The organism is Variovorax sp. PvP013, from assembly GCF_050435945.1.
Classification (GTDB): Bacteria; Pseudomonadota; Gammaproteobacteria; order Burkholderiales; family Burkholderiaceae_C; genus Variovorax.
This window is the reverse complement of sequence record NZ_JBNDLF010000001.1, coordinates 1,211,608-1,223,188: the sequence shown is the minus strand read 5'-3', so window position 1 is coordinate 1,223,188 and position 11,581 is coordinate 1,211,608. Positions and strand designations below refer to the sequence as shown.

Genomic DNA, 11,581 nt, shown 5'->3' with positions numbered 1-11,581 from the left:
AAAAATGGGTTTGTTGAGCCTTGCCATCTGGTTGCCGATCGCGATCGGCACCCTGTTGCTGGCGTTCGGCCGGAACAGTGCGAACGTCGTGCGCTGGGTCGCGCTCCTCGGGTCGATCGCCAGCTTCGTCGTGACGCTGCCCCTGTACTCGCGGTTCCAGAACGGGACCTCGGCGATGCAGTTCGTCGAGAAGGCGCCCTGGATCGAACGTTTCAACATCAACTACCACCTGGGGGTCGACGGGATCTCGCTGTGGCTGGTGCTGCTGACCGCGTTCATCACCGTCATCGTCGTGATCTCGGCCTGGGAGGTGATCACGGAACGCGTCAACCAGTACATGGGCGCGTTCCTGATCCTGTCGGGCCTGATGATCGGCGTCTTCGCGGCCCTCGACGGCCTGCTGTTCTACGTCTTCTTCGAAGCCACGCTGATCCCGATGTACCTGATCATCGGCATCTGGGGCGGTCCGAACAAGATCTACGCGGCGTTCAAGTTCTTCCTGTACACGCTGCTCGGCTCGCTGCTCATGCTGGTCGCGCTGATCTACCTGTACAACAAGTCGGGCGGCAGCTTCGACATCCTGACCTGGCATCGCCTGCCGCTCACGGCAAGCGCGCAGACCTTCCTGTTCTTCGCCTTCTTCGCGGCCTTCGCCGTCAAGGTGCCGATGTTCCCAGTTCACACCTGGCTGCCCGACGTGCACGTCGAGGCTCCCACGGGCGGTTCCGCCGTGCTGGCCGCGATCATGCTGAAGCTGGGCGCCTACGGCTTCCTGCGCTTCTCCATGCCGATCGCGCCCGATGCCTCGCGCGAATGGGCCTGGCTGATGATCGCGCTGTCGCTCATCGCCGTGATCTACGTCGGCATGGTGGCGCTGGTGCAGAAGGACATGAAGAAGCTGGTGGCCTATTCGTCGGTCGCCCACATGGGCTTCGTGACATTGGGCTTCTTCATCTTCAACGACCTAGGCGTCTCCGGCGGCATCGTGCAGATGGTGGCGCACGGCTTCGTCTCGGCCGCGATGTTCCTGGGCATCGGCGTGCTCTACGACCGCGTGCACTCGCGCCAGATCGCCGACTACGGCGGCGTGGTCAACACGATGCCCAAGTTCGCCGCCTTCGCGCTGCTGTTCGCCATGGCCAACTGCGGCCTGCCGGGCACGGCCGGTTTCGTGGGCGAGTGGATGGTCATCCTGGGCGCGGTCAAGGCCAACTTCTGGGTCGGCTTCGGCGCCGCCACGGCCCTGATCTTCGGTGCCGCCTACACGCTGTGGATGTACAAGCGCGTCTACCTCGGCCCGGTGGGCAACCACCACGTCGAGGAGCTGAAGGACATCGACGCGCGGGAATTCCTGATGCTGGCCCTGCTGGCGATCGCGGTGCTGTGGATGGGTCTGTATCCGAAGCCTTTCACCGATGTGATGGATGTCTCCGTGGCCGATTTCCTGCGGCACGTGGCGATGTCCAAGCTGCCCTGACCACGCTGAAGAAGAGAACGAGATGATTGACAAACTCAGCTGGGTCGCGATCTACCCGGAAATCGTGCTGCTGGTCATGGCCTGCATCATCGCGCTGGTCGACCTGTCCTCGACCGATGCGCGCCGCACTCGGACCTACATCCTTACGATGCTCACGCTGGCCGTGGTCGCCGCGCTCACGGGTTCGAACGCCGCCGCCGGCCGCACGATCTACGGCTTCGGCAACATGGTCGTCAGCGATCCGATGGGCAACTGGCTCAAGTGCTTCGCCTCGCTGGCGCTGATGGTGACCCTGGTCTACGGCCGACCCTACGCGGCCGACCGCGGCATGCTGCGCGGCGGCGAAATCTTCACGATCAGCATGCTGTCGCTGCTGGGCATGTTCGTCATGATCTCCGGCAGCAACTTCCTGCTGATCTACCTGGGTCTGGAACTGCTGACGCTGTCGAGCTATGCGCTCGTCGCCCTGCGCCGCGACGACGCGACCGCCAGCGAGGCGGCCATGAAGTACTTCGTGCTCGGCGCGATGGCCAGCGGCTTCCTGCTCTACGGCCTGTCGATGATGTACGGCGCCACCGGATCGCTCGACGTCAACGAGGTGTTCCGCGCCATCGCCAGCCGTCAGGTCAATCACCAGGTGCTGGTGTTCGGCTTGGTCTTCATCGTCGCCGGCCTGGCGTTCAAGGTCGGCGCGGCGCCGTTCCACATGTGGGTGCCCGACGTCTACCAGGGCGCGCCGACGGCGATCACGCTGCTCATCGGCGCGGCACCCGAGCTGGCCGCCTTCGGCATCATCATCCGCCTGCTGGTGGAAGGTTTGCTGCCGCTGGCCTTCGACTGGCAGCAGATGCTGGCCGTGCTGGCCGTGGCCTCGCTACTGGTGGGCAACCTGGCCGCCATCGCGCAGACCAACCTCAAGCGGATGCTCGCCTATTCGACCATCTCGCAGATGGGCTTCATGCTGCTGGGCATGGTCGGCGGCGTGGTGGGGGACAACGCGGCGAACACCGGTCTGGCCTACAGCGCGGCGATGTTCTACGTCGTGACCTACGTGCTGACCACGTTGGCGAGCTTCGGCATCATCCTCCTGCTGGCGCGCGAGGGCTTCGAGAGCGAGGAGATCTCCGACTTGGCCGGCCTCAACCAGCGCAGCCCGTTCTACGCCGGCGTGATGGCGGTGGCGATGTTCTCGCTCGCCGGCCTGCCGCCGCTGGTCGGTTTCTATGCCAAGCTGGCCGTGCTGCAGGCGCTGATCGCATCGGGCCAGGCGGCCTACATCGCGATGGCCGTGTTCGCGGTGCTGATGTCGCTGATCGGCGCCTTCTACTACCTGCGCATCGTCAAGGTCATGTACTTCGACGCGCCGCCCGCCTCGGCGCCGCCGGTCTCCAGCCCGGGTGACGTGCGGATCGTGCTGGCGCTCAACGGCGCCCTGATCCTGGGACTCGGCATCCTCCCCAGCGGCCTGATGGACCTGTGCGCGCGCGCCATCGCGTCGACGCTGGCGAACTGATCCGCGCGCGGTGGCGTCGTCGCAGAGCGTGTCGATCTGGCTGGTGCTGGCGATCGCGCTCCTCGCGGCCAACCTGCCGTTCCTGACCGAGCGATTCCTGGGCTTGGTACCCATGCGCGCATCGACACCCGCCAAGCCACTGGCACTGAGACTCCTCGAACTGGTGCTGCTGTACGGCTTGACCGGTGCCGTCGGCTTGCTGTTCGAGAAGCGGGCCGGGCAGATCGCCCCGCAGGGCTGGGAGTTCTACGCCGTCACCGGCGCGCTGTTCATCGTGCTGGCATTCCCCGGCTTCACCTGGCGCTATCTGTTGAAGCGCCGCCATGCGCACCACGCCTGACTCCCCTCGCGATCGGCCTTCCACCATGATTCCTTCCTCCTCCCCGTCCGACCCGACCGAATCGCACCTGAGGGAAGAGGCCACGTCCAGCGAGGTGCTGGTCGACGGCAACTTCCTCAAGGCACGCCGCGATACGGTGCGTCTGCCCGATGGCGGCACCTCCACGCGCGAGTACGTGATTCACCCGGGCGCGGTGGTGGTCGTGCCCCTGCTCGACGACGGCAGCGTGGTGCTGGAACGCCAGTACCGCTATCCGGTGGGACGGGTGATGACCGAATTCCCGGCCGGCAAGCTCGACGCGGGCGAGGACCCGTTCGTCTGCGGCCGCCGCGAACTGCTGGAGGAGACCGGCTACAGCGGCCGCGAATGGGCCTATGCCGGTCTGATGCACCTGGCGGTCGCGTACTCGACCGAGATCATCCACGTCTACTTCGCGCGCGGCCTGTCGCTGGGCGAGCGGCAGCTCGACGTCGGGGAGTTCGTCGACGTCTTCACCGCCACGCCCGAGGAACTGATCGGCTGGTGCCGCGACGGCACGGTGACCGACGCCAAGACGCTGACCTGTACGCTCTGGCTGCAGAACGTCCTCTCCGGCGCGTGGACACTCGACTGGCAGGTGCTCGGGACCGGGGACGCGGTCGGATAATCCGGCCCATGAAGGTCCTCGATCTCCGCTGCGAACACGGCCATGGCTTCGAAGGTTGGTTCGCGTCGGGCGATGCCTTCGAGGACCAGCTCGCACGGGGTCTCGTGGAATGCCCGGTCTGCGGCACCACGACGGTCGTCAAGCTGCTGGCCGCGCCGCGCCTCAACCTGAGTGGTGCCCGGGCGCCGGCTTCGACCGGCGACACCGGTGCCGAAGCGTCGTCGCCCGCCTCGGCCACGGGTCGGAATGCCGTGGCGCCGAAACCGGATCCGAATCCGCAGGCCCGCTGGATGAACGCCGTGCGCCATCTGCTGGCCCACACCGAGAACGTCGGCGACCGCTTCGCCGAAGAAGCTCGCAAGATGCACTACGGCGAGGCCGACGAGCGCGCGATCCGTGGCAGCGCCACGCGGGAACAGGCCGAGGCCCTGCTCGACGAAGGCATCGAGGTGGTGGCCCTTCCGGCCCTGCCGGGGACGAAGGACACGCTGCAGTAGGGCGAGGCCGACCGAGGCATGCGCCGCCGGCGGCGGCATCTACACCGCGAACTGCAGCGCCGCCAGCCGCGCGTACACGCCGCCCTGCGCCACCAGCGCCGCGTGCGTGCCTTGTTCGACCACCACGCCGTGGTCGAGCACCACGATGCGGTCGGCCTTCTGCACCGTCGCCAGGCGGTGCGCAATGACCAGCGTCGTGCGGCCGGTCATGGCGGATTCGAGCGCCGCCTGCACCATTCGCTCGCTCTCGGCGTCGAGCGCGCTGGTGGCCTCGTCGAGCAGCAGCAGCGGCGGGTTCTTCAGGATGGCGCGCGCGATCGCGATGCGCTGGCGCTGGCCGCCGGAGAGCCGTACGCCGCGCTCGCCGAGGAAGGTGTCGTAGCCCTGGGGCAGGGCGCGCAGGAAGTCGTCGGCGAAGGCGGCGCGCGCGGCGGCATGCACCTCGTCGATGCTGGCGTCGGGGCGGCCGTAGCGGATGTTCTCGAAGGCGCTGGCCGAGAAGATCACCGAGTCCTGCGGCACCAGCCCGATGCGCTGGCGCAGGTCGCCCAGCGACAGCGTGCCGAGCGGCGCGCCGTCGAGCGCGATGCGGCCGGTCTGCGGGTCGTAGTAGCGCAACAGCAGCTGGAACACCGTGCTCTTGCCGGCGCCGCTCGCGCCCACCAGCGCGACCGTCTCGCCCGGCGCCACGCGCAGGCTGACGTCGCGCAGCGCGGGCAGGCCCGGGCGCGACGGGTAGTGGAAGGTGACCGCGTCGAGTTCGATCGCGCTGCCGCCGCTCGACGCGCTGACGCGCGCCGGCTGCGCGGGCGAGGCGATGTCCGAACGCGAATGCAGCAGCTCCATCAGGCGCTCGGTCGCGCCGGCGGCGCGCAGCAGATCGCCGTAGACCTCGCCGAGCACGGCCGCGGCGCTCGCCAGGATCAGCACGTAGACCACGGTCTGGCCGAGGTGGCCGGCCGTGATGCGGCCGTCGAGCACCGCCTGCGTGCCCTGGTAGAGGCCCCACAGCAGGGCCGCCGAGGTGGCGATGATGATGAAGGCCACCAGCACCGAGCGCGCCTTGGCGCGGCGCACGGCGGTGCGGAAGGCGTCGTGCGTGGAGGCGTCGAAGCGCGCCGCCTCGCGCGCCTCGGAGGTGTAGCTCTGCACCACGGGGATGGCGTTGAGCACCTCGGCGGCGATGGCGCTCGAATCGGCCACCCGGTCCTGGCTGGCGCGCGAGAGCTTGCGCACGCGACGGCCGAACCACATGCTGGGCACCACCACCAGCACCAGGCCGCCCAGCACCTGCACCATCACGTAGGGATTGGTCCAGACCAGCACCGCCAGCGCGCCGATGCCCATCACCGCGTTGCGCAGTCCCATGCTCAGCGACGAGCCGACGACGGTCTGCACCAGCGTCGTGTCGGCGGTCAGGCGCGAGAGCACCTCGCCGGTCTGCGTGGTCTCGAAGAAGGCCGGGCTCTGGCGCAGCACGTGCGAATACACGGCGTTGCGCAGGTTGGCCGTGATGCGTTCGCCCAGCCAGCTCACGGTGTAGAAGCGCGCCGCCGAGAACAGCCCCAGCGCCACCGCGACGGCGAAGAGGGCGACGAAATGCTCGCGCAGCGCCAGGGTCTGGGCGCCGCGGTCGCCGGGCACCAGACCGCCGTCGATCAGGGTTCGCAGCGCCAACGGGAAGACCAGCGTGGTGACCGCCGCCAGCACCAGGAACAGCCCGGCGAGCGCGATCTGCAGGCGGTAGGGACGCAGGAACGGGAGGAGGCCGGACAGGGACTTCGGTGAGCCCTTGGCGGCGGTGCGGGAAGCGGAATCGGCCATGGCCGAATTCTACCCAACGGTTGCGTCTGCAAAGGCAGCCTTGACAATGGTTGCCTAAGCAAGTAATATGACCGCCCGATGCAAGACACCGATCCAACCACCCCGCCGGCGCCGCCGGGTCCCGTTCCCGACTTCTACCGGCCGGAGCGGTACTGCGCCGAGGACAGCGTCGGCTACCTCATGCGCCGCGTGCTCAACGCCATGAGCCAGGCGGTCGACGGCCGGCTGTGCAAGCCCGATTCGCCGACCTACCCGCAGTGGCTGCCGCTGCACAAGCTGCACGTGGGCAAGGCCCAGACGGTGGCCGAACTGGCGCGCGAATGCATGCTCGACGCCGGCTCCATGACGCGGCTGCTCGACCGCCTCGAGGCCAAGGGCCTGTGCCGCCGCGTGCGTTCCGTGACCGACCGGCGCGTGGTCAACATCGAGCTCACCGACGAAGGCAGCGCCGCGGCCCAGCAGGTGCCCGAGGTGCTGTGCCAGGTCCAGAACGAGTACCTCGCCGGCTTCGACACCGACGAATGGAACCAGCTCAAGAGCTATCTGCACCGCATCCTCGACAACACGCAGGCCTTCGCGGCCCAGGCAGCAAAGAAATGACGCCTCGACTCCCATCCTCCGCCGCCATGACCTTCGCGGTCACCGTCGTCGCCGCGGTCGTCGCGGCCCTGACCCTGACGCTCACCGGCTGCGCCGACACCGCCGGCATCGACTCGCACGCCCGCCTGCGCGACGCCGCCTCGCTCGGCCTCGAAGGAGGCACCGCCTCGAACCCGGCGACGCCGTCCGCCGACCCGGCCGAGGCCCGCGCCGCCGCCGTTCCCGGCGCGGTCCTGCCCGACGCGCGCTGGTGGCTCGGCTTCGGCGACGCCCGACTCGACGCGCTGGTGGGCGAGGCCCTGGCCGGCAGCCCGAACCTGCGCTCGGCCCAGGCCCGCCTGGCGCGCGCGCAGGCCGCCGTCGAGACCGTCGACGCGGCGTCGCGGCCGCAGGTCAACGGCGCGCTCGACCTCACGCGCCAGAAGTTCAGCGGCAACTACATCTATCCGGCGCCGCTGGGCGGCTCGGTGCGCGACACCGGCACGCTGCAGATCGCCGGCAGCTGGGAGATCGACTTCTTCGGCAAGAACCGCGCCGCGCTCGATGCCGCCCTCGGCAGCGCCAACGCGGCGGCGGCCGAGGCCGACGCGGCCGCCGTGCTGCTGGCGGCCAACGTCGCGCGCGGTTACGCGCAGTGGGCGCGCCTGTCCGACCAGCTCGCCGTCGCCCGGCGCACGCTCGCGCAGCGCGATGAGACCCTGCGCCTGGTGCGCGACCGCGTCTCGGCGGGGCTCGACACGCGGCTCGAGCTGCGCCAGAGCGAGGGCGGCCTGCCCGAGGCGCGCCAGCAGATCGAGGCGCTGGCCGAGCAGATCGAGATCGCGCGGCACGCGCTCGACGCCCTGGTGGGCCGGCCCGGCGCGACGCGCGATCTCGCCGTGCCGACGCTGGCGTCGCTGCGCGGCCTGAACCTGCAATCGGACATCCCGGCCGACCTGCTGGGCCGCCGCGCCGACATCGCCGCCGCGCGCTGGCGCGTGGAGGCCGCGCGCGGCGACGTCGCCAACGCGCGCACCCTGTTCTATCCGAACGTCAGCCTGACGGCCTTCGTCGGCACGGCGAGCCTGGGCTTCGGCAAGCTGGTCGAGTCGGGCAGCGGGCAGTGGGGCGTGGGTCCGGCGGTGCGCCTGCCGATCTTCGAAGGGGGACGCCTGCGCGCCAACCTGCGCGGCCGCGCCGCCGACCTCGACGCCGCCATCGAGAGCTACAACGCCAGCGTCGTCGACGCCGTGCGCGACGCCGCCGACCGCGCGAGCAGCGCGACCTCCGTGGTGCGCCAGCAGGCCGAGCAGCGCGACGCGCAGACGGCCGCCGAGGGCGCCTATGACATCGCCGTGCAGCGCTACCGCGCGGGGCTCGGCAATTACCTCAACGTGCTGACGGCCGAGACCGCCGTGCTGGTGCAGCGCCGCCAGGGCGTCGACCTGGCCTGGCGCGCGCTCGACACGCAGATCGGCCTGGCGCAGGCGCTCGGCGGCGGCTGGCTGCCCCCGACCGCCACGGCGCGCACCGACGCCGCACCACGGACCGCCGCCGCCCCGGCGATGGCGGCCACCGCCGTCGCCGCGCGCCCCTGAACACCGAACACCGTCCGAACCCGACCGAGAGATTCCAGATGAACAACGACAACGCTCCCGTCGCTTCCTCGCCCGCCGGTGCCGCCGCGCCCGCGCCCGCCTCCCCGAACAGCGGCAAGCGCCGCCGGGCGCTCACCGGCCTGGCCGCCGTGGTGGTGCTGGCCGGCGGCGCGTGGGGCCTGTACGAGTGGCTGGTGGCCAGCCACTACGAGACCACCGACAACGCCTACGTGCAGGGCAACGTGATCCAGATCACGCCGCAGATGCCGGGCACCGTGATGTCGATCCTGGCCGACGACACCGACTTCGTGAAGGCCGGCCAGCCGCTGGTGCGGCTCGATCCGGCCGACGCCAAGGTGGCGCTGGAGCAGTCCGAGGCCGCGCTCGCGCAGGCCGTGCGCCAAGCGCGCACGCTCTACGCCAACAACGGCTCGCTGGCCGCCCAGGTGACCCTGCGGCAGTCCGACATCGTCAAGGCGCAGAGCGACATCGCCCGCGCCCAGGACGACCTGAAGCGGCGCCAGGCCCTGACCGGCAACGGCGCCGTGTCGAAGGAAGAGCTCAACCATGCCGAGACCACGCTCGCCAACGCGCGCAGCGCCCTGGCCGCGGCGCAGGCCGGCGTGCTGGCCGCGCGCGAGCAGCTCACCAGCAACCAGTCGCTCACCGAGGGCACCAGCATCGCCCGGCACCCCAGCGTGCTGGCCGCCGCGGCGCGGGTGCGCGAGGCCTGGCTCGGCACGCAGCGCGCGATGCTGCCGGCGCCGGTGGACGGCTACGTGGCACGGCGCACCGTGCAGCTCGGCCAGCGCGTGGCCGCGGGCACGCCGATGATGTCGATCGTGCCGCTCGACCAGCTCTGGGTCGATGCCAACTTCAAGGAAGTGCAGCTGCGCAACATCCGCATCGGCCAGCCGGTGAAGCTGACCGCCGACCTCTACGGCAAGAAGATCGAATACGACGGCAAGGTGGCCGGCCTGGGCGTGGGCACCGGCGCGGCCTTCGCGCTGCTGCCGGCACAGAACGCGACGGGCAACTGGATCAAGGTGGTGCAGCGCGTACCGGTGCGCATCGCGCTGGCGAGCGATCAGCTCAAGGCCAACCCGCTGCGCGTGGGCCTGTCGATGGACGCCGAGATCGACGTCAGCCAGAAGGACGGCAAGTCGCTCGCCGACGCGCCGCGCGCCTCGCCCCTGGCGCAGACGCAGGTCTACAGCGCCACCGACAACGGCGCCGACGCCGAGGTCGAGCGCATCATCGCGGCCAACCTGGGACGTGCCGCCTCGGCGACGGCCGCGCCGGCGTCCGCGAAGCCGCCGGCGGACCGCGCGACGGTGCCGGCCGCGTCGCCCAACGGCGGCGCCTCCATCGCCCAGCGCGACGCCGCGCACGGCTGAGGCACCGGTCCGATCCATGGCCACCGCTCCCGCCGCCGGCACCGCCGCGCCCGCGCCTCCGGCGGCGCCGGCGCACATCACCTACCCGCCGCTCGAGGGCTCCGCGCGCGTCTGGGGCACCGTCGCGCTGTCGGCCGCGACCTTCATGAACGTGCTCGACTCGTCGATCGCCAACGTGTCGCTGCCCGCCATCGCGGGCGACCTGGGCGTGAGCTCGACGCAGGGCACGTGGGTCATCACCAGCTTCGCCGTGGCCAATGCCATCGCGGTGCCATTGACCGGCTGGCTCACGCAGCGCTTCGGCCAGGTGCGCCTGTTCATGGCCAGCGTGATCCTGTTCATGGTCGCCTCGCTGCTGTGCGGCCTCGCGCCCAACATGACGACGTTGATCGCCTTCCGGGCGCTGCAGGGCTTCGTCGCCGGGCCGATGATCCCGCTGTCACAGACGCTGCTGCTGTCGAGCTACCCGCGCGCCAAGGCCGGGCTGGCGATGGCGATGTGGTCGATGACCACGCTGGTCGCGCCGGTGATGGGGCCGCTGCTGGGCGGCTACATCACGGACAACATCTCGTGGCCGTGGATCTTCTACATCAACATCCCGGTGGGCATCGCCTCGGCGGTCATCACCTGGGCGCTCTACCGCAAGCGCGAGAGCAACACGCGCAAGCTGCCGATCGACGCCATCGGCCTGGCGCTGCTGGTGCTGTGGGTGGGCGCGATGCAGCTGATGCTCGACAAGGGCAAGGAACTCGACTGGTTCAACTCGCCCGAGGTCGTGACGATGGCCGTGGTGGCGGTGGTCGGCTTCGCCTTCTTCATGATCTGGGAGCTGACCGAGGAGCACCCGGTGGTCGACCTGTCGCTGTTCAAGCGGCGCAACTTCTGGGCCGGCGCCACGGCCACGGCGGTGGGCTACGGCCTGTTCTTCGGCAACGTCGTGCTGCTGCCGCTGTGGCTGCAGCAGTACATGGGCTACACCGCGACGCAGGCCGGCATGGTGCTGGCCCCCGTGGGGGCGCTGGCGATCGTGCTGTCGCCGGTGGTGGGCATGACGGTGGCCAAGGTCGATCCGCGACGCTACGCCACGTTCTCGTTCCTGATCTTCGCGCTGGTGCTGTGGATGCGCTCAAACTTCAACACCCAGGCCGACATCGCCACCATCATGGTGCCGACCATCGTGCAGGGCGTGGCGATGGCGTTCTTCTTCATCCCGCTGGTGACGCTGACGCTCTCGGGCCTCACGCCCGACCGCATCCCGGCGGCCTCGGGCCTGTCGAACTTCCTGCGCATCACGGCCGGCGCCATGGGCACCTCGATCGCCACCACGCTGTGGGAGCGCCGCGCCACGGTGCACCACGCCCAGCTCGCCGAGTCGATCAACCAGGGCAACGCGGCGGCCACGAGCGCCCTGGGCGGCCTGTCCGGCAGCGGCTTCTCCCCCGACCAGGCGCTGGCCCAGATCGGCCGCATCGTCGACCAGCAGGCCTTCATGCTCGCGGCCAACGACATCTTCTACGCCTCGGCCGTCCTCTTCGTCTTCCTCGTCCCCCTGGTCTGGCTCGCCCGCCCCCAGATGGGCGGCACCGGCGCCGCCGACGCCGCCGCCGGAGCGCACTGACCGAGCGCGGCCAGCCGCGCGAGCACGCCAGGCCAAGGCACCCATGGAACCGGCTTCGCCGGGCCATCGGGTGCGCCCCCTGGAAGGGGGTT

Annotated in this window: 10 protein-coding genes; 9 read left to right on the top strand and 1 reads right to left on the bottom strand. The window is 70.1% G+C overall.

Annotated features, from left to right (window positions below; all coding sequences use genetic code 11):
* The first annotated feature begins 4 nt into the window (after nt 1–4).
* The 5 genes from ABID77_RS05820 to ABID77_RS05800 are packed head-to-tail and all read left to right on the top strand — an operon-like array spanning nt 5 to nt 4,473.
* Nucleotides 5–1,477 (top strand): NADH-quinone oxidoreductase subunit M, encoded by a 1,473-nt coding sequence (locus ABID77_RS05820; RefSeq protein ID WP_429592166.1) that lies wholly within the window; start codon nt 5–7, stop codon nt 1,475–1,477.
* 22 nt (nt 1,478–1,499) lie between these two features.
* Nucleotides 1,500–2,990 carry an NADH-quinone oxidoreductase subunit NuoN gene (nuoN, locus tag ABID77_RS05815; protein WP_429592163.1) on the top strand — a complete coding sequence of 497 codons (1,491 nt, stop codon included), beginning with the start codon at nt 1,500–1,502 and terminating at the stop codon, nt 2,988–2,990.
* Between the two features lie 10 nt (nt 2,991–3,000).
* Nucleotides 3,001–3,330 (top strand): DUF2818 family protein, encoded by a 330-nt coding sequence (locus ABID77_RS05810; protein WP_429592160.1) that lies wholly within the window; start codon nt 3,001–3,003, stop codon nt 3,328–3,330.
* 25 nt (nt 3,331–3,355) lie between these two features.
* Nucleotides 3,356–3,976, top strand: a complete 621-nt coding sequence (locus ABID77_RS05805) for an NUDIX domain-containing protein (RefSeq protein ID WP_429592157.1) — start codon at nt 3,356–3,358, stop codon at nt 3,974–3,976.
* An 8-nt stretch (nt 3,977–3,984) separates the two neighbouring features.
* Nucleotides 3,985–4,473 carry a DUF1178 family protein gene (locus tag ABID77_RS05800; protein ID WP_429592154.1) on the top strand — a complete coding sequence of 163 codons (489 nt, stop codon included), beginning with the start codon at nt 3,985–3,987 and terminating at the stop codon, nt 4,471–4,473.
* A gap of 39 nt (nt 4,474–4,512) precedes the next feature.
* On the opposite strand, the gene ABID77_RS05795 is transcribed toward ABID77_RS05800, so the two are convergent.
* The gene (locus tag ABID77_RS05795) at nt 4,513–6,297 is read right to left on the bottom strand and encodes an ABC transporter transmembrane domain-containing protein (RefSeq protein ID WP_429592152.1); all 1,785 of its coding nucleotides are present in this window, start codon (nt 6,295–6,297) and stop codon (nt 4,513–4,515) included.
* A 78-nt stretch (nt 6,298–6,375) separates the two neighbouring features.
* On the opposite strand from ABID77_RS05795, the gene ABID77_RS05790 reads away from it, so the two are divergent.
* The 4 genes from ABID77_RS05790 to ABID77_RS05775 are packed head-to-tail and all read left to right on the top strand — an operon-like array spanning nt 6,376 to nt 11,489.
* Nucleotides 6,376–6,897: a MarR family winged helix-turn-helix transcriptional regulator gene (locus ABID77_RS05790; RefSeq protein WP_429592150.1), complete on the top strand. Its 522-nt coding sequence runs from the start codon at nt 6,376–6,378 to the stop codon at nt 6,895–6,897.
* Between the two features lie 26 nt (nt 6,898–6,923).
* Entirely contained in the window at nt 6,924–8,474 is a 1,551-nt protein-coding gene (locus ABID77_RS05785) for an efflux transporter outer membrane subunit (protein ID WP_429592147.1), read from the top strand.
* A gap of 38 nt (nt 8,475–8,512) precedes the next feature.
* Nucleotides 8,513–9,871, top strand: coding sequence for an efflux RND transporter periplasmic adaptor subunit (locus ABID77_RS05780; RefSeq protein WP_429592144.1), 1,359 nt, complete (start codon nt 8,513–8,515; stop codon nt 9,869–9,871).
* A gap of 16 nt (nt 9,872–9,887) precedes the next feature.
* Nucleotides 9,888–11,489, top strand: coding sequence for a DHA2 family efflux MFS transporter permease subunit (locus ABID77_RS05775; RefSeq protein WP_429592141.1), 1,602 nt, complete (start codon nt 9,888–9,890; stop codon nt 11,487–11,489).
* Nucleotides 11,490–11,581 lie beyond the last annotated feature (92 nt).

What these genes read in the sequence shown, in the direction of transcription:
- ABID77_RS05820 (WP_429592166.1), top strand. Translation starts at nt 5, where the DNA reads ATGGGTTTGTTGAGCCTTGCCATCTGGTTGCCGATCGCGATCGGCACC.
- nuoN (WP_429592163.1), top strand. Translation starts at nt 1,500, where the DNA reads ATGATTGACAAACTCAGCTGGGTCGCGATCTACCCGGAAATCGTGCTG.
- ABID77_RS05805 (WP_429592157.1), top strand. Translation starts at nt 3,356, where the DNA reads ATGATTCCTTCCTCCTCCCCGTCCGACCCGACCGAATCGCACCTGAGG.
- ABID77_RS05800 (WP_429592154.1), top strand. Translation starts at nt 3,985, where the DNA reads ATGAAGGTCCTCGATCTCCGCTGCGAACACGGCCATGGCTTCGAAGGT.
- ABID77_RS05795 (WP_429592152.1), bottom strand. Translation starts at nt 6,297, where the DNA reads ATGGCCGATTCCGCTTCCCGCACCGCCGCCAAGGGCTCACCGAAGTCC.
- ABID77_RS05790 (WP_429592150.1), top strand. Translation starts at nt 6,376, where the DNA reads ATGCAAGACACCGATCCAACCACCCCGCCGGCGCCGCCGGGTCCCGTT.
- ABID77_RS05785 (WP_429592147.1), top strand. Translation starts at nt 6,924, where the DNA reads ATGACCTTCGCGGTCACCGTCGTCGCCGCGGTCGTCGCGGCCCTGACC.
- ABID77_RS05780 (WP_429592144.1), top strand. Translation starts at nt 8,513, where the DNA reads ATGAACAACGACAACGCTCCCGTCGCTTCCTCGCCCGCCGGTGCCGCC.
- ABID77_RS05775 (WP_429592141.1), top strand. Translation starts at nt 9,888, where the DNA reads ATGGCCACCGCTCCCGCCGCCGGCACCGCCGCGCCCGCGCCTCCGGCG.